The sequence below is a fragment of the Acinetobacter sp. LCT-H3 genome (assembly GCF_001866125.1).
Taxonomy (GTDB): domain Bacteria; phylum Pseudomonadota; class Gammaproteobacteria; order Pseudomonadales; family Moraxellaceae; genus Acinetobacter; species Acinetobacter schindleri.
Genome location: NZ_MODX01000008.1, coordinates 97,036 through 117,558 on the forward strand (window position 1 = coordinate 97,036; position 20,523 = coordinate 117,558).

Genomic DNA, 20,523 nt, shown 5'->3' on the forward strand with positions numbered 1-20,523 from the left:
TTAATCATCAGATAAATAAAATAATAATCATTCTTATTTGTTAAAAAATTCACGATTTATCCTTAATTCGCTTTTATAATCATTCACATATCTCTGACTTAAATCTGTTCACTATGCCAAAAATAAAACCGTCCAAACTGATCATGGCAGTAGTCATTGCCATTGCACTTATAGCCACCGGGTGGTATTTCCTCAAACCTGAAGAACAGCCAACACAATACATTACTGCTGAGGTGACTCAGGGAGATATTGAAAACTCGGTACTGGCAACAGGTGTACTGGAAGCCACCAAAATGGTCAGCGTCGGTGCGCAGGTTTCTGGTCAGGTGAAAAGAATGTATGTGCAACTGGGCGATCAGGTTAAACAGGGTCAGTTAATTGCTCAAATTGATTCTGTACGTCAGGAAAATGATTTAAAAACTGCTGAAGCCAGTATTAAAAACCAGATGGCACAACTTGCTGTGCGACAAGCAAATCTGGCCAAAGTTGAAGCGGAATATAACCGTCAGAAAGCCATGTATGCACAGGATGCGACTTCCCGTTCAGAGCTGGAATCAGCCTTGGCAAATTATAAGACAGCACAAGCGGAGATTACTGCAATTAATGCTCAGATTGAACAGTCACGTTTAACTTTAGCCACTGCAAAAGAAGATCTGGGCTATACCCAAATCGTGGCACCGATGGATGGCACCATTGTGGCAATTGTGACTGAAGAAGGCCAGACCGTAAACGCGAACCAGAGTGCACCGACCATTGTGAAGCTGGCAAAACTTGACACCATGACCATCAAAGCCGAGATTTCTGAAGCAGATGTCATGAAAGTTGAAGAAGGCCAAACGGTTTATTTCACTACCCTAGGCAACAGTGAAAAGAAAATCTACGCGAAACTACGTCAGGTAGAACCAGCACCGAATTCAATTAATACCGATACCAATACTTCAAGTTCATCTTCTAGTTCTGCAGTGTATTACAACGCCTTGTTCGATGTACCGAATGAAGATGGCAAACTTCGTATTGATATGACGGCGCAAGTCTATATTGTGCTGGATGAAGCACGAAATGTATTGACCATTCCAGCCGCTGCGATTCAAACCTCTAACCGTCCACAACGTCCAAATCGTGGTGAAGGTACTCAAGAAACACGTGGCGAGGGTCGTTCACGCAGCGAAGAGTCTGCTGCTCGTGATGAAAGCCGTGCTGACAATGCAAAAGGTGAGCGCCCTGCCCGTCTGGAACTTTCTGATGCAGAACGTGCTTTGATTGAACAAGGGAAAGCTCAACGTGCCATGGTTCGTGTATTACAAGCGGACGGTACTGCAAAACCGACCCCAGTGCTGATTGGTCTGAATAACCGTGTGACAGCGCAAGTGATTAAAGGCTTGAAACGTGGTGATCAAGTGGTTATTGCCGATGGTTCAGACACTTCAAATGACAGTGCTAAACGAAGTGGTGGTGGTCGTAGTGGCGCCGGCCCAATGAGAATGTAAGCATGAATCAACAACAACAGCCTCTGTTAGAGGTCAAGAATCTGATTCGTGAATTCCCTGCGGGTGAAAGTACGGTTCAAATTCTCAAGGGTGTTAACCTCGAAATCTATCCCGGCGAGCTGGTTGCCATTGTTGGTCAGTCCGGTTCAGGTAAATCAACCTTAATGAACATTTTGGGTTGTCTGGATAAGCCCACTGCTGGCAGCTATAAAGTCAAAGGGCGTGAAACCCGTGAGCTGGAAGCGGACGAGTTGGCCCAGTTACGCCGTGAATACTTCGGCTTTATTTTCCAGCGCTATCATCTTCTTGGTGACTTGAATGCTGCAGGCAACGTTGAAGTGCCTGCCATTTACGCGGGTGCGGACTCAACTGAACGTCATGAGCGTGCTGTCAAATTGCTGACTGATTTGGGGCTAGGTGAAAAAACCGAAAACCGTCCAAGTCAGTTGTCTGGTGGTCAGCAGCAGCGTGTTTCAATTGCTCGGGCCTTAATGAATGGTGGTGACGTTATTCTTGCCGATGAACCAACAGGGGCATTGGATAAGAATAGCGGTATTGAAGTAATGCGCATTCTGCGCGAGCTGAATGCCAAAGGTCATACCATTATTCTGGTCACACATGATCATAATGTGGCCAAGAATGCGACCCGTATTATTGAGATTTCAGACGGTAATATTATTTCTGACCAGCAGAATGTACCTGAAGTCGATGATGGTTTTACAAAGCAAACACTAGAACGCAGTGAACAGAAGAAAATCTCCAGCTGGCGTTCAGCAGTAGATCGTCTCGGTGAAGCATTCCGTATGGCGCTACTGGCCATGAATGCCCACCGCATGCGAACCTTTCTGACCATGCTTGGGATTATTATCGGGATTGCCTCCGTGGTTTCCGTGGTTGCGCTGGGTAACGGCTCGCAAAAGCAGATTCTGGAAAATATTAGCAGTCTCGGGACCAATACTATTACTGTATTCCAGGGCCGTGGCTTCGGGGATAATTCACGGTCCTCCCAAGCCAAAACCCTAATTCCTGCCGATGCGGATGCTCTGGCAGAACAGCCCTATGTTGATGGTGTCAGTCCATCGGTCAACAGCAGTGTCACTGGACGGTATAAAGAAATTGAAGCTTCAACCACCGTCAACGGCGTCAGTGAAGACTTCTTCTATGTCAGAGGTATGACTTTTAAGTCCGGTCAGCCTTTTGATAAGGAAAGTGTTACGGAACAGGCCCAAGATGTGGTCATCGATACCAATACCCAAAACACTTTCTTCAAAGATGGCACCAATCCGGTTGGACAAGTGATTCTGCTGGGTAGTGTACCAACCCGAGTAATTGGGGTCATTGATGCGCAAAAAGGCATGATGGGCAACAATGATACGCTGAATGTATACCTGCCTTATTCAACTGTTATGAGCCGTATGCTGGGGCAGTCCAATGTGCGTCAGATCATTGTACGTATTAAAGATGAGTACCCAAGTGCCGCGGCTGAAAATGCGATCCTGAACTTACTGGTACAGCGCCACGGTGCGCAGGATGTATTCACCCAGAATGCGGACAGTATTCGTGAAACCATTCAGCAGACAACCCAGACCATGACCTTGCTGATTTCTGCAATTGCAGTCATTTCTCTGGTCGTCGGTGGTATTGGCGTGATGAACATCATGCTGGTGTCGGTAACAGAACGTACCCAGGAAATTGGGGTACGTATGGCAGTCGGTGCCCGTCAAAGTGACATCCTGCAACAGTTCCTGATTGAAGCGGTACTGGTGTGTATTCTGGGCGGCATTTTGGGTGTGCTGCTATCCCTCGGGATTGGTCAACTCATTACCCATTTTGCTGGAGGTACTTTCCAGATGGCATATTCGACCACTTCAATTGTAGCAGCCTTTGTCTGCTCCAGCCTGATCGGTATTGTGTTCGGCTTTATCCCGGCGCGTAATGCAGCACGACTGAATCCTGTCGATGCCCTCTCTCGAGAATAAGGAATCTGATATGCAAATGAATTTAACCAAACTTGCCAGTGCCCTGCTCCTCGGGAGTTCACTGGTGGGGTGCGCGGCTGTGGTAAAAACACCCTATGAGCAGCCAAGTATAGCTGTGCCTGGCAGTTTTCAGAATAATACTGCGCTAAGTAAGCAGATTTATGATGATGTCCTGGCTAATCAGTGGTGGACCTTATTTAAAGATCCTCAACTGAATACGCTTGTCGAGGATGTATTATCACGCAATAGCAACCTTGCAGTAGCCGGGATTAATCTGCAACAGGCACGTATTCAGGCCAGACAAACACAAAGCCAGCAAGGTGTACGCATCGGTGATGCACGTGTTTCTACTGGTCGTCAGTTTAGTCTGGATGGTGACGGGGACCGTTCTACTGGGATTTCACTAGGTTATCCTGGTCTTAGTTATGAGCTGGATCTATTTGGCAAGCTCGCCAATCAGACTGAAGCATCCCGCTGGGAAGCTCGTGCTACTGAACAAGACTTGCAGGCAACGGCGCAAAGCCTGATTGGAACGACTGCACAGCTTTACTGGCAATTGGCTTATTTAAATGAGCGCTATAGTGTCGTACAGCAGAACCTGACAACGGCGCAGAAGACTTATGACCTGGTACGGGTACAGTATCGTGCTGGTGCCGTTTCTGGCCTAGACCTGACCCAGGCCGAACAGGCAATCCAGAGCCAGCAAGCTACTTTAAGTCAGATCGAGCAACAACGCGTTGAAACACGTACCGCACTTGCAGTCCTTATGAATATACCGGTGCAGCAGCTTTCTATTCAGGAACCACAACGTTTGCCGAATATTGCCTTGCCTGCGATTGCAGCGGGCTTGCCTGCAAGTCTGCTGTCACGTCGCCCAGACTTAAATGCTGCTGAATTACGTTTACGTAAAGCGCTCGCCAATAAAGATGCTAACAAGGCCAGCTATTATCCATCAATTAGTCTGACCGGTAGCTTAAGTACGGGTATTGGTACCAGCACGTCTTTGTCAGATGCGCTAAAAAATCCGGTTGCAACATTGGGCGCAGGTCTCACCTTGCCCTTCCTGCAATGGAATGACATGAAGCGTGATCTACAAGTGAATGAGCTGGAATATGAAAAAGCAATTCTGCAATATCGCCAAACCATTTATGAAGCTTTTGCCGATGTAGAAAATGCCCTGTCAAATCGTACTGAGCTGACGAAACAGGTCGAGCTACAGCGTCGCAATGTCGAGCTGGCAGAGAAAACAGAACGTTTGACTGAAGTGCGTTATCGTAATGGTGCAGTTGCCTTGAAGAACTTACTTGATGCGCAGGAAACCACACGTAATGCGCGCCTCAGTCTGGTACAAACGCGTCAAAATCAATACAACGCTTATGTCACTTTGCTGCAGGCGCTCGGTGGTAGTCCAATCAAGCAATTACCATAATATCTTCAAATAAAAAACCGCTGCCGAGGCAGCGGTTTTTTATGCCAGTCTGTTTTTCATTTGCAGATAGGCATTTAAATTGTTGAGCTGCTCCTGTGAAGCCGCATGTCCTAACAAGCTTCCTTTCTCTAGCCATGCTCGGGCAAGCGTTACCTCACGATCTACGCCAATGCCCTTAGTGTATACACGTCCCAGATGACCATAAGCGTCAGCATTTACCTGTGCAGCAGCTTTATGATAGAACTGGATCGCTTGATCCATATTAGCTTCAACGCCAATACCGTGTTCCATCGCTTCCCCAAGCGCATTCAAGGCCATGGCATTTTGCTGGGCAGCAGCCTGCTTTAAATAATTCAGACCTAAAGCAGTCTCCTGCTCTACGCCTTCAGCTTTAAGATACATCACCCCAAGCTGTGCTTGTGCCTGTGCATGACCGAACTGAGCCGCTTGATGCAAATAGCGTTTGGCCTGATCTTCGTCAATAGTAAATACTGGATATTGACCTGACAGTACCTGATAGAGATACCAGGCGGCATCAGCCGAACCTTTGCATACGGCCTGATTCAGATATTGAATGGCCTTATCACGGTTGGGCAATGGATACTCAGGCAGGCTATAGAAGCGTCCAACGATATAAATTAGATCCGCTTCAGATTGTGTATTAATATTCCAGTGCTGCTGCGCGATCTGCTGAATAATTTGCGTGGCTTTAGCGGTATCTTTAACTGTACCAATACCATGCAGATAGCACAGTGCGAGACCCATCTGGCTATAGAAATAAGCTGGATCAATTCCGGCAGCAGCCTGATACAGGTTAAACGCTTTTTCAGGCTCATTTGCGACCAGATAAGACTCATAATATAATGCTGCAATCATGCACAAAGCTTGAGGAAACTGAGTATTCGCCGCTTCACTCCAATAGCGAAAGGCCATAGTTTCATTCTTATCGACAAACCAGCCATGAAAATAGGCTAAACCAAGTAAAGTTTTGGCTTGAGCATCTTTATGCTCATAAGACAGCTGTTGCAAATGCTGCAAGATCCGCTGCCGCTGATCAACATCAATCATACCTAGCAATACACCAGCATAATAATCATACAAACCATTCTGATCGCCCAAATTAACGCTTTGTTTAATGAAGCGTAAGGCTTTTGACTGATCCTGTGGTAATAGCTCACCGCTTGCATACAGTTGTGCAATCTGTTGGGTTGCTTCGAGATGATCTTGCTGCGCGGCCAGAAACAGATAATGGATTCCCAAGCTTAAATCTTGGGTGGTACCCTCTGCCAAATAGTGTTGTGCCAACTGGTACTGTGAACCAGAGTGTCCCTGATCTGCATTCTGAATCAACAGTTGTAGACGATGCTGCTCTGCCGCATCCTGAGTGGGTTCGGACAATTCGGTGATTCGATACTGGGCTTCCAGATTACCGCGTGCCACGGCATGACGATACCAATACAGTGCTTTTTCGCAATCTCGATGCTGATAGTGATCATCCTCAAAGACCTGTCCCAGATGGTAAGCAGCTTCATCACTGCCAAGACGGAATGCATTTTCAAACAGATTAATCGCATTTTCGGTACTTTGCGGACGCCCCAAACCTTTGAGTTGCATCAGCCCCATACCGACATAGGCCTGAGGGATTTCCTGCTGTTGAGCCAGATCCTGATAGATCTGATAGGCACGCGCATAACTCGACTGCTGCCCTTCAGTACTGAGACGAGCCGCGTGCTTGAGCTGGGCCTCAATCTGTTCAATCCATAGGTCATGTTGCACTGCCCTGGCTTGATCTCGTGTTACCGGGTCAGGACGCTTCCACATCCAGATCCCCAACGCCACGATTCCCAAAATCAGCACCAGTAAGAACCACATAGCTGCTCCCTGATATTGTTTTTTGTTATATAAATCTAGTCTTCATTCTAAACGCAGGCACAAAAAAAGCACAGTAACTGTGCTTTTTTATTTTGTATATCAGACTTTTGCTCGCTTCATATCCAACTTTTTCAACACTTCTGATACTGCAACCATGGCAAAACTGGAAGTCACCACTACCGCTGAACCATAGCCACCACAACGTAAGCCCGCGCTTGGACAGACATCGGCACTGGAGAAGGGATTGTCGATTGAATAAACACAGGTGATGCCAAATTTTTCTTTCGGTTTTTTACAGATGCCTTTAGCACGTAATTGCGCACGTAATTTTGCCAGCATTGGATCCTGTTCGGTTCTGGATAAATCGGCTACCCGGATTTTTAAAGGATCCAGTTTACCGCCTGCTCCACCGGATACAATCAATGGAATTTTGTTAAAACGGCAATGTAACATCAGGGCAAACTTTGCTTTGACGTCATCGATACAGTCCAGAATAATGTCAGGATTACCTGCCAGGATTTCTTTGACATTTTCAGGCGTGAGATAGTCATCAATCAAGTTTACTTTAATACGTGGGTTAATCGCACGGCAGCGTTCAGCCATGATTTCAATCTTTTCACGGCCTAAGGTGGTCGTCATCGCGGGTAACTGGCGATTGATATTCGATGCCGCCACTACATCCATATCAACAATAGTCAGTTCACCGATTCCGGTACGTGCCAGTGCTTCGACTGCCCATGAACCGACACCGCCAATTCCAATCACCATCACATGACTGTTTTCATAATGATGAAAGCTGTCATCGCCATAAATTTTGGCTACACCGGCAAAGCGGCGGTCATATTCATCATCTTGAAGCAGATCAGTCATAGGTCATCAATAGCAAGAAAAACATCGGGGCATTTTAGCAAATTCGCAGCCAGTTGACTGCCACTAAAATTCAGACACAAATTCAGTCAAAAAACTATTCTTTAACCATCCATAAAAAGCTTAAAATCGATCAAATTCTATTCACCAGTAAAATCATCACAATAGATCTTTTTCATAAATCAAAACATGATCGTTATATTCATATTTAAATGGATATTGAAAGCTCCTTCTCCCTCTTGAATGAGAAGTATTACTTCGCAAGAGGAGGGAGATTTCTTAGATATAACCTTTTCCTTGCGCAGCAGTACTACTCATCTCCTACAAAGAGAGCAGAATTTCATTTTAATGATTAAAAAATGATTTATGAAAGAACCCTAATAACCAGAATATTTTAATCCTTCTCAGCTTATAGGGAGTCAGGTCAGTATGCTATTTAACGCCCTTTATGCACTCATGGTTGTTCTGTTCCTGCTTTATCTTTATGGCTTAGTTTTTAAAAAGCGGAAAAATTATTATTTCAGTGTCATGATTCGCTTACTGACTTTGGGATTATTTGCTTTAATTGTCTTTGATCAACATGAAACCCAGATCCATCTTGCTTTGGTCCTGCTCACCTGGGTACTGTTTGAAAGCAGCGATAATTTTTATAATAAAAGCCTCTCTTCAAGTAAATAAAAAAGAGGCTTTACGCCTCTTTTTCAATGTCCGGATTATTTGTTCATAATGAAGAAATATTCACGATAGTATTTCAGTTCAGCAATTGAATCACGAATGTCATCCATCGCCAGATGGGAAGCATTTTTCTTGAGGCCACTCATGATTTCCGGACGCCAGCGTTTTGCCAACTCTTTCACTGAAGACACATCCAGGTTACGGTAATGGAAATATTGCTCCAGTTCTGGCATCAGACGGTGTAGGAAGCGACGATCCTGACAGATCGAATTACCACACATGGGTGATACTTTTGGATTGACCCATTTTTTCAGGAATTCAATGGTTTGTTGTTCAGCATCTTGTGCAGTAAGTTTGCTGCGACGCACACGCTCCACCAGACCCGATTGTCCATGTTGACGGGTATTCCATTCATCCATGGCATTGAGCACACGATCCGACTGATGAACTGCAAGGACAGGACCTTCGGCAAGAATATTTAAATTGTCATCGGTTACAATCGTTGCAACTTCAATAATCTGGTCATTGTCTGTATCCAGACCTGTCATTTCCAGGTCGATCCAAATCAGGCGGCTATCCGGGGTGCTGCTCATAAATGTGCAATCTTATTAGGCTATAAAACATTTATAGTAGCAAATTTATTACGTCGATGCTGTAACTGACACCCTGCTTCATGCTATTTTTGCCATCTCGCTCCCATGGTTTTTTAGGATTTGAATGGCTTTAATACGTAAACGTCGTTTAACTGAACAACAACAACGTCGTATTCAAAAACAGCACAAAACGCGTCAGGAAGAGGCAGATACCTCTCAAGACCTGGAAGGACTGGTCGTGCAGCATTATGGTCGACAGCTAGAAGTCCAGGCACTTTCGGTTCCTGAACTGCATCCTGAAAAACCGGTGGTGGCTGAAGGTGAACCTGAACCCTTCTGGAAAGAAATTGAAATGGGCAGTGTGTGGCGCTGTCATACCCGTACCAACCTTGAATTACTGGTCACAGGTGACCGGGTCAAATGGCAGGCTGATCCAAATACTGGCTTGGGAATTATCACTGCGATTCATCCGCGTAAATCGCTGCTGACCCGACCTGACCGTTATCACAAGGTTAAACCGGTCGCAGCCAATATTTCCCTGATCGTGATTGTATTTGCACCATTGCCTGAGCCAGCACCAGGCCTGATCGACCGCTATCTGGTGGCTTGTGCCGATGCAGAGATTCCCGCACTACTAGTCCTGAATAAATCAGACTTGCTCAAGGAAAATGATCCAATTCTGGACCTGCTCAAAGAATATAAAAATCTGGGCTATGAAGTCATGCAGACCCAGTCTGATGGAGATCTGACTGAACTTTCTGCGCGTCTCAATGATGAAACAGTCGCATTTGTGGGGCAATCAGGTGTAGGCAAAAGCACCCTGATCAATGCCATCGTGCCGGATGCAGCTCAAAAAACGAATGTTATTTCTGAAAACTCGGCATTGGGTCAGCATACAACGACTTCAACACGCCTGATTTCCTTTGGTGATGGCGCAGCGCTGATTGACTCTCCGGGGATTCGTGAATTTGGCCTGTGGCATTTGACTTTAGACAAGGTACAAACCGGTTTTCCAGAGATTGAAAATCTGCTAGGGCACTGTCAGTTCCGTAACTGCACGCATAAACATGAAAAGCAATGTGCTTTACGTCAGGCAGCAGATTCAGGTGAAATTTTGCCACGTCGTTTGGACAGCTATCTGCGATTAATTGATGAAATCACGGAAGCTCAACAAAAAAATTGATATTCTTAAGCTTTAGCCCTTGAAGCGGTGATTTTGATCACCATATTTATGAGCTATACTCTTGGCAATTTTGAAATTGTAATTAGGTGAATTGTGGAACGTTGGTTCGAGTTTATGGGGAATCACCCCTTCTTGTTTGGTGCACTTGCAGCATTGGTGGTTTTGTTCTTCATTATCGAAGGTCAACGTAACGGTCGTAAAATTTCTCCGCAATCGCTGGGAATTTTGGTTAAGGCAAAAAATGCCATGCTGATTGACCTGCGTGATGCCAAAGATTTCCGTGAAGGTCATATCAGCGGTAGCCGTAATATTCCATACAGCCAAATTACCAAACATGTCGAAGAGTTAAAAACAGCAGATCGCCCATTGGTGTTCATTTGTAATCTTGGGCAAGTTGCAGGTACTGCGCTACAACAGGTCGGTCATGCAGATGCTTACCGTCTTGATGGCGGCATCAGCAACTGGAAAGCCCAAGGCTTACCTCTGGTGAAAAGTAAATAATTTACGATCAGGAGATTCATTCATGGCTGAAGTCATTATCTATTCAACGACTGTGTGTCCATACTGTGTCCGTGCAAAACAGCTCCTTGAGCGTAAGGGCGTAGAATATAAAGAAATCAATCTGTCTAAAGAAGATCCGCAGGTTCGTCTTGATTTGATGCAACGCACCAATCACCGTACCGTGCCACAGATTTTTATTAATGAACAATTCATCGGCGGTTTTGACCAGCTTTATGCTTTAGAGCGTGAAGGCAAACTCGACGAATTACTGGCTTAATTGCCCTTTAATTATCACCTCATATTAAGGATTAAAGAATGAGTGAAGAACAACAAGCTCAACCACAATTGGCATTAGAGCGTATTTATACCAAAGACATTTCTTTTGAAGTACCTGGGGCACAAGTTTTTACCAAGCAATGGCAACCTGAGCTGAACATCAACCTGTCTTCTTCTGCAGAAAAGATTGATCCAACTCATTTTGAAGTCGCTTTAAAAGTGGTAGTACAGGCAAACAACGAAGGTGATACAGCATTTATCGTTGATGTCACTCAAGCAGGTATCTTCCTGATTGATAGCGTTGAAGAAGAGCGTCTGCCTTACATTCTTGGTGCGTACTGTCCGAACATCCTGTTCCCATTCCTTCGTGAAGCAGTGAATGATCTGGTCACTAAAGGTAGCTTCCCACAGCTACTGCTTACACCAATCAACTTTGATGCTGAATTCGAAGCCAACATGCAACGTGCGCAAGCTACTGCTGTTGAAGGTCAAGCTTAATCGTTTGATCCTGAATCAAAAAGACCGCAATTGCGGTCTTTTTTATGGTCTGTTTATAAGTTATTTAAAGGCTTGATGCCCCTGCTTTTTAATCTCATCCATTTTCACGGACAAATTTTGGGCTTCCTGTAATTGGTTAGCAGCAAGCAGCTGTTCTGCCTTTTTAATCTCTATTAGTAAATCCTTTAGCAATCCCTGATAGGCCACTACATGTGCATCTTCGGCTTTCAGTTTTTGCAGCTTGGATGGTAAATGTTTCTGGTAGCTTTCTACAGTTTGCTGCATGATCTGTAATGCTGCTTGTGCCTCTTTAGAATCCTCTGCAGCTTTAAATTTTTTCAAATTTTTATCCAAGTCATGCATGCTGTAATGCTGGTGCTCTTCTACTGCCATAGCCGAAGTTCCCAGACCTAAGCCTATAACGAAAATGATGCTAATCCACAGTGATTTAAACATGGTTATTTTCCTGATTTTTTTGTTTTTAAGCATCTTAATGGCAAAGTATTAAAAGATAAATTATCTTCATCCTATTTTTTAGACTTGATGTCATCAGATTTACATCATTGTCTATTAGTATAAAAAATAAAAACCCCTCAATTGAGGGGTTTTCTTTGCTTGAAATAAGTATTAAAAATCTTATTCTGCATCCAGCATCAGCTCTGCGCTCATGCCAACCGTATTATAACCGGCATCAACATACATGATTTCGCCAGTAATGCCATTCGCCCATGGTGAGCACAGGAATAATGCAGCATTACCAACATCTTCAATGGTGACATTACGTTTAAGCGGAGCCACTTTTTCATTCAGATCCAGCATTTTACGGAAAGATTTAATACCAGACGCTGCAAGGGTACGGATTGGACCAGCTGAGATGGCATTCACACGGATACCGTCTGCGCCCAAGCTAGATGCCAGGTAACGTACACCCGCTTCTAGAGATGCTTTCGCCAGACCCATCACGTTGTAGTTCGGCATCACGCGCTCAGAGCCTTGATAAGTCAGAGTGAGTAGACAACCTTGGCGTGCAGCTAAAAGTGGCTTTGCAGCACGTGCCATCGCGATAAAGCTATAAGCACTGATATCATGTGCAATCTTGAAACCTTCACGATCCGTCACATCAGTAAAGTCACCGTCTAAGGTATGTGCAGGTGCAAAACCGATTGAATGCACGACTCCATCCAGACCATCCCAGTGTTTTGCCAGTTCTGCAAATGCATGGTCAATTTCTGCATCTACCGCCACATCACAAGGAAATACCAATTCAGAACCGAATTGTGCAGCAAAATCATCTACACGTTTTTTCAGCTTTTCATTTGGATAAGTAAAAGCAAGTTCTGCACCTTCACGGTGTAATGCCTGAGCAATACCAAAAGCAATTGATAATTTACTTGCAATACCTGCGATCAGGAAGCGCTTACCCGCCAATAGTCCTTGTGCCATGTGAATCTCACTCAAAATAATTTATATGCATGATGCCAAGTCTAAAGCATTTTAGAAATTGCATAATGCGCCTTTTTTCATTGGATCATACATTGAAATACAGTTTTCAACTGATGCAAGGATTTTATATTAGATATCCAGATGCAAAGCCTGATGGGTATTTTTCCAGAGCTGTTCTGCCAGTCCCTCTTGATCCATATGCAAACTTTTAGCCAGTCCTTGCAGCACATAGGGCAGATTTGCAGGCGTATTGCGGGTACGCTGTTCAGTAGAATGCTGACAACATAAGGGCGTCATGTCTGGACAATCGGTTTCAAGGACCAGATGTTCTGGGCCCATCTGCTGTACCACCTGATGCAGTTTTCGGGCATTGGAATTGGTAATTTGTCCTGTCACCCCAATCTTGAAACCCAGTTTGCCAAAAGCCTTGGCTTCTTCAATCCCACCACCAAAGGCATGCGCAATACCGCCCTGTTGAAATTGATGCTCTTTCAGTATTTTGAGTACTTCCGCATGGGATTTACGAATATGCAGTAAAATCGGTTTGTCATACTGCTGTGCCAGTTCAATCTGAGCAGCAAAAAAGTCTTTCTGCTTCTGGAAAATTTCTGCTTGCTTATGCTGTTTCAGAAACGTATCCAGACCAATTTCACCAATGGCGATACAGTCTTCAGTTTGCAGGATCTGCTCTAAATCCTGCAAATGATCCTGCTGATGTTGCTCGATATAAAAAGGATGTAAGCCGGGGGCTAGATAGCTCCTTGGCGCATCGGCAAGATCATTTAAAAAATGCTGGGTTTGAATCAGGTCCTGAAAACGCTGCTGTAAAAAGCCGATCAGGATTAGCCCTTCCACTCCTGCCTTTTTAGCGGCATAAGCTAACTGTTCCCGATCATGCTCAAAATCAGGAACATCGAAGTGGGTATGCGTATCAAACAGTTTTAGGCTCATTTTGCAACTTGAGCTTCTGAAGCAGCCTGTTCAGTTTTTGGCAGATACTCTGGTTTTAAGATTCCCTGTAAATCACTATAAGGAATATTTAAACGCGGCAAGCCGACCACATAAGGTCCAATTTCATATTCTGCATATTGCAGTGCCAGACCTTGTTTGGTCAGGAAGAAATTATCCGTTAACTTGAATTTCCAGGCCTGCTCGTATTCTGCAACATCAGTTGCCAGCTCTGAATCAATTACCCAGGTTTTAAAGGCTTCATGCGCTTTGGCTTCCAGCTGCGCCTTTTGTTTTGGCAGGACAATATCATCCAGTTTGACCAACTTTTTACTGTCGAGGTCAAAGTTATAATAGTTCTGTGCAGTAGAACCATGTGCCCCACCCAGATAATGTGTGCTATTTAATACTACTGTGGCCAGCGGATTTCCAGGATTCAGGATCTTCGGCTTGATCATCAGGCTAATACTGTGATTGGCACTGAGTGCTTTCAGCTCCTTGTCCAGATTCAGGAAAGTCTGCATATAAGGAATAGTCTGCTTTTCCAGCTGCTGACGTGCACTGAGCTGGGGTTGAGTTACAGCTGCCTCTGAAGCTGCGAATTGAGCAGGTGTTGGCTCACTGGCAGCTTGTACTTTCGCTGACGTAATCGCATCAATATCAAGCATACCCTTTAGTCGGGCTAAAATCTGTTGATCAATAAATTCATCAATAAAACGCTGATTACTGTTCAGACGTTCAATGGTGATTTCAGGACAGCTTTTACCATCACATTCCGGGAGATCCAGGTTAAGCTTTTCGGTTTCACCCTTGAGCTGGACGATTTCAGGCTCTGCCTGAGTGACTTCCGGTGGATTAACCTCTTTGGCTTCCTTTTCTCGAGGCTGACAGGCAGTCAACAGAATCGCTGTCGCCAGTACAGACAGGCCGAATATCTTGTTATATTTTGGCATTCAATACCCTTTTGTGTTACATCACATTCTACCCGTTTTCGGGCATCAATCCTAAAACATATGCTGATACACTTCAGCTTTCAAGACCTGTTGTGTTTGTTCTTGACTAAGATAAATATCAAGTTGTTTAGCATCCTTGACAATTTCCCCACCACGATAATGCAGCCCAATCCCCTCCTGATCAAAGAACCAGTCAGCTTGCCCCCAATACAGTTTTTTCGGAGCAGTTTGTCGGACTTCTTTACTATTTTCTTTTAGCCATTTTGCATAAGCATCTTGCACGATCTTGTCCATCGTGACCCGTCTTCGTGGATCAATAATATCTAAGGCCGTCAGATTTTTTTGACTGCGGCGGTCTGCCACATAAAAATAATAGCGTTCCTTCACCGTAACATTTTCCTGTTCTGTATCCACCCCAATCTGCATTAACACATACTGATTATGCTGATAAGGGATGCGGGTATACATGGATAGTTGATAGGCTTTATTGATTTTAATCTGTTCCTGCCAGGCATCTGACTTTTTTACATAGGCATTGACGGCCTGTTGTAAGTTCATATCCTGCAGCTGATCTTTATCCCTAATCTGATCCTGAATCACCAGTGCCTGTTTACGTTCCATCCACTGGTTCAGCCATGGATCTACCGTATCCAATGTCTGAATATCCAGTTCGATACAGTTTTTGGTTTCACAAAATGGGAGTGCAATCTTGGCCGGCTGTTCCTGAATATTCAGATAAGGCAATACATCTGCCTTTTCTACTTGCTTAATTTCGACTACCGTATCCTGAGTTTTTGTTTCTGGTTCTGATTTTTTTTGATCGCAGGCGCCCAGCAATAATCCTAAACTGATTGCTGAACTCAGCATGACTGCATTGCTAAGTTTCATATTCCCAAGCAAATTTGAAAAGATAAGTGAATGTAGCACAAAATAAAACAGCTTCCTGAGAAGCTGTTTTATTTTTAAATCATTTTATTACTTAGTGTTCACGGGTATTACGGAACACGATGTCAGGGTAACGTTCCTGCATCAGTTGCAGATTGACACGGCTTGGTGCCAGATAAGTCAGATGGCCGCCACCATCAACAGACAACTGGTCATGGGCTTTTTTCTTGAATTCATTAAATTTCTTTTCATCATCACAAGAAACCCAACGCACAGTATTAATACTCACTGGCTCGTACACGCAGTCTACTTTGTATTCTTCTTTCAGACGATATGCGACAACTTCGAACTGTAGCACACCCACTGCCCCAACGATCAGGTCATTATTATGTTGCGGCATGAAGACCTGGGTTGCGCCTTCTTCAGAAAGCTCTTTCAGACCTTTTTGTAACTGCTTAGATTTCAATGGATCTTTCAGACGTACACGACGGAACATTTCCGGCGCAAAGTGTGGAATACCTGTGAACTGCAGATCTTCCCCTGAAGTAAAAGTATCACCAATCTGAATAGTACCGTGGTTATGCAGGCCAATAATATCGCCTGGCCATGCTTCTTCCAGATGCTGACGGTCACCCGCCAAGAAGGTCAATGCATCACTAATACGTACATCTTTACCCAGACGCACATGCTTCATTTTCAGGCCTTTTTCATACTTACCTGAACAGATCCGCATGAAGGCAATACGGTCACGGTGCTTCGGATCCATATTAGCCTGGATCTTGAAGACGAAACCACTAAAACCTTCTTCAGTTGCTTCAACTTTACGGTTTTGTGTTGGATGTGCTTTCGGCTCCGGTGCATATTCACTAAATGCATTCAGGACATGGTCTACACCAAAGTTACCCAATGCCGTACCGAACAACACTGGTGTTTGGCGACCTGCCAGGAATTCTTCACGGTCTAATGGCTCATTGGCCATTTGAACCAGTTCAAGAGATTCTTCAAATGCTGCCCATGCCAGCTCACCTACTTTTTCACGCAGATCTGCATGGTCATAACCATCACGTACTTCGATGTCAGTAATCACTGAACCGAAACCCGCCTTATAGACATAGAATTTTTCTTCAATCAGGTTGTATACGCCAGCGAAGTCACGACCAGTACCCAGCGGCCAGGTGATTGGCACACATTTAATTTTCAGGACGTTTTCGATCTCGTCTAGAAGCTCAAGCGGCTCACGGATTTCACGGTCCATTTTGTTGACGAAAGAGATAATTGGTGTATCGCGCATACGACACACTTCCATCAATTTAATGGTACGGTCCTCGACACCTTTTGCACCATCAATCACCATCAGCGCCGAGTCCACAGCAGTCAGAGTACGGTAGGTATCTTCCGAGAAGTCTTCATGCCCCGGGGTATCGAGCAGGTTGATCATCTTGTCTTTAAACGGGAACTGCATGACCGAGGTCGTGATCGAAATACCACGTTCCTTTTCCATTTCCATCCAGTCCGAAGTCGCCGCACGGTCAGACTTACGGCTTTTTACCATACCGGCAACCTGGATTGCCTGCCCCCATAACAGCAGTTTTTCTGTCATGGTCGTTTTACCGGCATCGGGGTGGGAAATAATAGCAAAGGTTCTACGAGCCTTTACCTCTCTCGCTAATTGATCTTTAAACATGAGAAAAATCTACAATATGTACACAGTTATGTACACATTTCTAAATATGTACTAAAACTGAAAAGTGGGAATTCAAAATTGGCGCAATTGTAGCAGATTTAAACTCGCTATATTCAAGTCTTGTCTATTGAAGAATCTAGATCCTATTACTGAAAGTAAGTTAAACCATTTGTATAATTTTTTCTTTTAAGCGTGTACAAAAATCTAAACACTCATTCCTCATCGACAGATTAAATTCTAAATCACATTCAGTAATTTTAAAGAATACAACATGAAAAGGAATATCCACGCCATGTTGTTTTATATTAGTAGAAATTACTCCATTAGTACTGTCTAAATGAAGTGATGCCCATCTTTTCTCTGATATTGGATATATAAAGCCACATCCTTTGATTTTCGCCTCATTAGCGTATTGACCTATGTAAGTATGGAGCTGAAATAGATCCTCTCGACCTACGCCAAATCTACTGTCGAAAGTTTTATATTTAACATCAAATATATAAAGACCTTCAGCACTTTCCAGAACAAGATCTGGCTCTAATTTCCTCATATATCCAGTATTGATACCTGCTGATATTTTATGAATTTGCGCATATTTACTACGCACAATTATTCCTGCTCTTTTTATTAACTTACGAATAAAATATTCAAAAAGCATAGATACATCAAATAGAAATGAGCTCGATGCTTCATCTGAACTAAAATCCGAACTTTTTTGACTTATGATTTTCTTAGATAAATCTATAAGAACGTTGTAATCATTATAAAATGGATTTGTGAAATATTGCGTTCGCAAAATCTCCTGTCTCGTCCTTTTTATCCCTTTATTAGCAATAAGAAATGTATTATAGATATTCCTCGTATGCTGACAAAATGAGTAATGTTCTATAATTTCATAAGCAGCAAGGAAAAGTGAAGCTGAAGGGTTTTCATAGCTATGCTCTCTATAACTACATAAATGTTTTCCTAACATCTTATTGTTAAAATAATCAACAACATCAATCTTCCCACGCACTCGCCCTAACTTCTCATTTTTTGTTATATATGTTTTTGGAAGCCCTAATCGATACGCCCGCTTAAATTTAATGTTCCAAAGATATGCAAGGAGCCATTCATAACCCTCCCCTATATTTTGACCTCCGAAATTCTCCAGTTCAAGAAATCCGTCAGCGTCAGCTATAATAAATCTTAAGAAATTATCCCCAAATCGCGAACTAATCTTTAATGAATAATCTCCCTGCTTAATAAAGCCAATAAGATTTCCTGTGGTAAGAGTAAAGTTAGCTGCATTAATACCACTAACTCTTAATAAAGCGTCATCAGTATTATGCTCATATTCACTATCGTTAAAGAGAACCAAAGCATCAGCACCACGCTCCATTAAGGAATCATTGACATCAGTAGATAACCTATTAATAAAGTGCCAAACTGCTTGGTCGTTATTATAAGGATACGTCCATTGTCCACTAGCCCTTTTATTTAGCTTAACAGGGTTATCTAATCGTCGGTTATACAGTATTCCATCTTGAACTGTATAAATTTGATTGTCGACCAGAGTTCCATTTTTAATGACATTAAAGAGCCACACATTAGACCCCAAAAGATTTACTAAAAGATCTTATTAACTCTGCTTCTTCACCTGTACCACGTAAATATTCTTGCAACAATGGTCTGATACTATCTTCCCAAATCAAAGCTTTCACCTCAGTTAAGCTTAAACTTTTAGGGTATTTCAAATTCATTAAATAAGCATGCCCAATCTGGTAATCATTACCAAGTAAAGCTTGAGCTTTTATATTTTCATTAAGCTCTTCAAGACTACTTGCTAATTCAATCCATTTAGCACAATGCTCTGAAAGGTAGAATTTCAACAACCTTGTATCTGGCTTCACCTCTTGCCAAGAAAATCTACGCCGAAGAGCGAAGTCAAAACTTTCCACACTTCTATCAATCGTATTCATTGTGCCAATTAAATATATATTGGTAGGAATGAAAAATTGATAGGTCTGTCCTAATTCCAGTATGCCTGTTTTCTTCGTATTCAAATTAGCATATTGGGTTTTAACACTGCCCTTAACACCACGATATTCTAAGCAGTACATTAACTCGCCAAAAACACGAGATAATTCCGCACGGTTAATTTCATCAATAATAAAAAAGAATGGAGGGATAGCATTAGAAACTAATTTAGTTTGGTCCTCTACTCTAAAGATATAGTCCCAATATGAATTACTGAGTTGATCTTTATAAGGATGTAAATCAAGGATTTTTATCTCATCCCATTCTTTATCTAGATGCAAATTAAATACATCAATTTCCCATTTACCAGCCTTTAAACAAAACTCTTTAAAAATCCCATTCTGTAATGTTAATTGGGCTTGTCCATTCTCATCTAAAATAGGGCGTAGTCCTTCAATGAAATCCTCATAGCTGAAAGACGGATGGAATTGCACTAACTCAATCTGACCTTGATGAGTAAAATCAGTATCAGGAGCAAACTCCTCTTTCCAAATATCAAACAAAAGTGAAGTTTGCTGACGAGCCTGAAAAGTCTTACCTGTTCCAGGAGCACCGTATTTAATAATTTGTTTTTTTAAACTGAATGGGTTTGACAAATTTTCATAGAGCTCCCAAACAAACTGGCTTAAAAAAAATTCGTCTGTCTCTTGATTCTGCATCTCTTCACTGAATACCTGTTTCAAAATCTCCATCAAAAATTGATTTTTTGAAAACCAATCTTTAGGTTCACTATCTGGATAAATTGGAATAATTTTTTCACGCATTAACCAACTAAAAACTTGGTTAAATTTACCTGAGTCTACCGTTGTAGAAACATCAAGAGTACATGCAGCAACTACCCTATTAACAAGCACTGGATTATTTTTTTCTATATATTCAGACCAATGATCTTGAAATATTTTGTAGCTTCTTATATTAGGCTCAAGAATCAATTGTTCTAAGGCTGTTAAAAATTCTTTATTTTTAATAACCTTACGGAAGTCGATTTCACTCAAAGTCGACTGCCCACGAGAAGCAATACCATTATTTTTATCATAGAGAAGCTGCTGTAGAAAATTTTCATCCCTCTCTGATAATGTTTCTCCTTGTTTTATGCATTCTCGTTTTTTTTCGACCTGATTATAAAAATTTTTATATGCTTTATTCCATCCCAAAACTTCATGCTTCCTATTCTCAATCAAAAGCTTATAAAGATTTTTTAATCTGATCGACATACCGTATCCTTTTCTAA

At 42.9% G+C, this 20,523-nt stretch carries 19 protein-coding genes; 8 read left to right on the forward strand and 11 right to left on the reverse strand.

The annotated features are described in order from the left end of the window. Positions 1-113: 113 nt before the first annotated feature. Genes BK820_RS06420 through BK820_RS06430 form a run of 3 tightly spaced genes read left to right on the forward strand, consistent with a single transcriptional unit; the run spans position 114 to position 4,895 of the window. Positions 114-1,487, forward strand: a complete 1,374-nt coding sequence (locus BK820_RS06420) for a MacA family efflux pump subunit (RefSeq protein WP_071320457.1) — start codon at positions 114-116, stop codon at positions 1,485-1,487. Positions 1,488-1,489: 2 nt separating this feature from the next. After that, complete coding sequence (locus tag BK820_RS06425) at positions 1,490-3,466, forward strand: MacB family efflux pump subunit (RefSeq protein WP_004813135.1); 1,977 nt, start codon at positions 1,490-1,492, stop codon at positions 3,464-3,466. A 10-nt stretch (positions 3,467-3,476) separates the two neighbouring features. Next, positions 3,477-4,895 carry an efflux transporter outer membrane subunit gene (locus BK820_RS06430; protein ID WP_071320458.1) on the forward strand — a complete coding sequence of 473 codons (1,419 nt, stop codon included), beginning with the start codon at positions 3,477-3,479 and terminating at the stop codon, positions 4,893-4,895. Positions 4,896-4,934: 39 nt separating this feature from the next. On the opposite strand, the gene BK820_RS06435 is transcribed toward BK820_RS06430, so the two are convergent. Both BK820_RS06435 and BK820_RS06440 read right to left on the reverse strand, forming a co-directional pair. Continuing rightward, positions 4,935-6,767 (reverse strand): tetratricopeptide repeat protein, encoded by a 1,833-nt coding sequence (locus BK820_RS06435; protein ID WP_071320459.1) that lies wholly within the window; start codon positions 6,765-6,767, stop codon positions 4,935-4,937. 99 nt (positions 6,768-6,866) lie between these two features. Continuing rightward, positions 6,867-7,637, reverse strand: coding sequence for a tRNA threonylcarbamoyladenosine dehydratase (locus tag BK820_RS06440; RefSeq protein WP_071320460.1), 771 nt, complete (start codon positions 7,635-7,637; stop codon positions 6,867-6,869). Positions 7,638-8,063: 426 nt separating this feature from the next. Between BK820_RS06440 and BK820_RS06445 the strand changes: the two genes are divergently transcribed. Further along, positions 8,064-8,312, forward strand: a complete 249-nt coding sequence (locus BK820_RS06445; protein ID WP_071320461.1) for a hypothetical protein — start codon at positions 8,064-8,066, stop codon at positions 8,310-8,312. A 35-nt stretch (positions 8,313-8,347) separates the two neighbouring features. On the opposite strand, the gene orn is transcribed toward BK820_RS06445, so the two are convergent. Beyond that, a complete protein-coding gene (gene orn, locus BK820_RS06450) occupies positions 8,348-8,902 on the reverse strand; it encodes an oligoribonuclease (RefSeq protein WP_004813140.1) in 555 nt (184 codons plus the stop codon). Between the two features lie 124 nt (positions 8,903-9,026). Between orn and rsgA the strand changes: the two genes are divergently transcribed. From rsgA to secB, 4 genes are all read left to right on the forward strand, one after another. Next, a complete protein-coding gene (rsgA, locus tag BK820_RS06455) occupies positions 9,027-10,085 on the forward strand; it encodes a small ribosomal subunit biogenesis GTPase RsgA (protein ID WP_071320462.1) in 1,059 nt (352 codons plus the stop codon). A 93-nt stretch (positions 10,086-10,178) separates the two neighbouring features. Then, positions 10,179-10,586: a rhodanese-like domain-containing protein gene (locus tag BK820_RS06460; protein WP_004813143.1), complete on the forward strand. Its 408-nt coding sequence runs from the start codon at positions 10,179-10,181 to the stop codon at positions 10,584-10,586. Positions 10,587-10,608: 22 nt separating this feature from the next. Next, on the forward strand, positions 10,609-10,863 hold the full coding sequence (gene grxC / locus BK820_RS06465; RefSeq protein ID WP_004813145.1) for a glutaredoxin 3: 255 nt from the start codon (positions 10,609-10,611) through the stop codon (positions 10,861-10,863). Positions 10,864-10,901: 38 nt separating this feature from the next. Continuing rightward, entirely contained in the window at positions 10,902-11,360 is a 459-nt protein-coding gene (gene secB / locus BK820_RS06470; protein WP_004813149.1) for a protein-export chaperone SecB, read from the forward strand. A gap of 60 nt (positions 11,361-11,420) precedes the next feature. Here the strand turns inward: secB and BK820_RS06475 are convergent, their stop codons facing one another. The 8 genes from BK820_RS06475 to BK820_RS06510 form a co-directional block, all read right to left on the reverse strand. After that, complete coding sequence (locus BK820_RS06475; protein WP_071320463.1) at positions 11,421-11,816, reverse strand: cytochrome b562; 396 nt, start codon at positions 11,814-11,816, stop codon at positions 11,421-11,423. Positions 11,817-11,996: 180 nt separating this feature from the next. Beyond that, positions 11,997-12,803: an enoyl-ACP reductase FabI gene (locus BK820_RS06480; protein WP_004890043.1), complete on the reverse strand. Its 807-nt coding sequence runs from the start codon at positions 12,801-12,803 to the stop codon at positions 11,997-11,999. Between the two features lie 129 nt (positions 12,804-12,932). Then, a complete protein-coding gene (locus BK820_RS06485) occupies positions 12,933-13,754 on the reverse strand; it encodes a TatD family hydrolase (protein ID WP_071320464.1) in 822 nt (273 codons plus the stop codon). Further along, on the reverse strand, positions 13,751-14,704 hold the full coding sequence (locus BK820_RS06490) for an RsiV family protein (protein ID WP_071320465.1): 954 nt from the start codon (positions 14,702-14,704) through the stop codon (positions 13,751-13,753). Before BK820_RS06490 ends, BK820_RS06485 begins: the two co-directional genes overlap by 4 nt. A 51-nt stretch (positions 14,705-14,755) precedes the next feature. Further along, a complete protein-coding gene (locus BK820_RS06495; RefSeq protein WP_071320466.1) occupies positions 14,756-15,592 on the reverse strand; it encodes a hypothetical protein in 837 nt (278 codons plus the stop codon). Positions 15,593-15,683: 91 nt separating this feature from the next. Then, positions 15,684-17,273: a peptide chain release factor 3 gene (locus BK820_RS06500; protein WP_071320467.1), complete on the reverse strand. Its 1,590-nt coding sequence runs from the start codon at positions 17,271-17,273 to the stop codon at positions 15,684-15,686. A gap of 160 nt (positions 17,274-17,433) precedes the next feature. Beyond that, positions 17,434-18,861 carry a 5-methylcytosine restriction system specificity protein McrC gene (locus BK820_RS06505; RefSeq protein WP_004890055.1) on the reverse strand — a complete coding sequence of 476 codons (1,428 nt, stop codon included), beginning with the start codon at positions 18,859-18,861 and terminating at the stop codon, positions 17,434-17,436. A 1-nt stretch (position 18,862) separates the two neighbouring features. Then, complete coding sequence (locus tag BK820_RS06510; RefSeq protein ID WP_071320468.1) at positions 18,863-20,506, reverse strand: McrB family protein; 1,644 nt, start codon at positions 20,504-20,506, stop codon at positions 18,863-18,865. Positions 20,507-20,523: the final 17 nt, after the last annotated feature.

Bases quoted from the DNA above. Each gene is read 5' to 3' on its own strand.
- BK820_RS06485 (WP_071320464.1), bottom strand. From the start codon at position 13,754: ATGAGCCTAAAACTGTTTGATACGCATACCCACTTCGATGTTCCTGAT.
- BK820_RS06445 (WP_071320461.1), top strand. From the start codon at position 8,064: ATGCTATTTAACGCCCTTTATGCACTCATGGTTGTTCTGTTCCTGCTT.
- secB (WP_004813149.1), top strand. From the start codon at position 10,902: ATGAGTGAAGAACAACAAGCTCAACCACAATTGGCATTAGAGCGTATT.
- BK820_RS06490 (WP_071320465.1), bottom strand. From the start codon at position 14,704: ATGCCAAAATATAACAAGATATTCGGCCTGTCTGTACTGGCGACAGCG.
- BK820_RS06495 (WP_071320466.1), bottom strand. From the start codon at position 15,592: ATGAAACTTAGCAATGCAGTCATGCTGAGTTCAGCAATCAGTTTAGGA.
- BK820_RS06475 (WP_071320463.1), bottom strand. From the start codon at position 11,816: ATGTTTAAATCACTGTGGATTAGCATCATTTTCGTTATAGGCTTAGGT.
- BK820_RS06440 (WP_071320460.1), bottom strand. From the start codon at position 7,637: ATGACTGATCTGCTTCAAGATGATGAATATGACCGCCGCTTTGCCGGT.
- BK820_RS06430 (WP_071320458.1), top strand. From the start codon at position 3,477: ATGCAAATGAATTTAACCAAACTTGCCAGTGCCCTGCTCCTCGGGAGT.
- BK820_RS06510 (WP_071320468.1), bottom strand. From the start codon at position 20,506: ATGTCGATCAGATTAAAAAATCTTTATAAGCTTTTGATTGAGAATAGG.
- BK820_RS06425 (WP_004813135.1), top strand. From the start codon at position 1,490: ATGAATCAACAACAACAGCCTCTGTTAGAGGTCAAGAATCTGATTCGT.
- BK820_RS06500 (WP_071320467.1), bottom strand. From the start codon at position 17,273: ATGTTTAAAGATCAATTAGCGAGAGAGGTAAAGGCTCGTAGAACCTTT.
- rsgA (WP_071320462.1), top strand. From the start codon at position 9,027: ATGGCTTTAATACGTAAACGTCGTTTAACTGAACAACAACAACGTCGT.
- grxC (WP_004813145.1), top strand. From the start codon at position 10,609: ATGGCTGAAGTCATTATCTATTCAACGACTGTGTGTCCATACTGTGTC.
- BK820_RS06420 (WP_071320457.1), top strand. From the start codon at position 114: ATGCCAAAAATAAAACCGTCCAAACTGATCATGGCAGTAGTCATTGCC.
- BK820_RS06480 (WP_004890043.1), bottom strand. From the start codon at position 12,803: ATGGCACAAGGACTATTGGCGGGTAAGCGCTTCCTGATCGCAGGTATT.
- BK820_RS06435 (WP_071320459.1), bottom strand. From the start codon at position 6,767: ATGTGGTTCTTACTGGTGCTGATTTTGGGAATCGTGGCGTTGGGGATC.
- orn (WP_004813140.1), bottom strand. From the start codon at position 8,902: ATGAGCAGCACCCCGGATAGCCGCCTGATTTGGATCGACCTGGAAATG.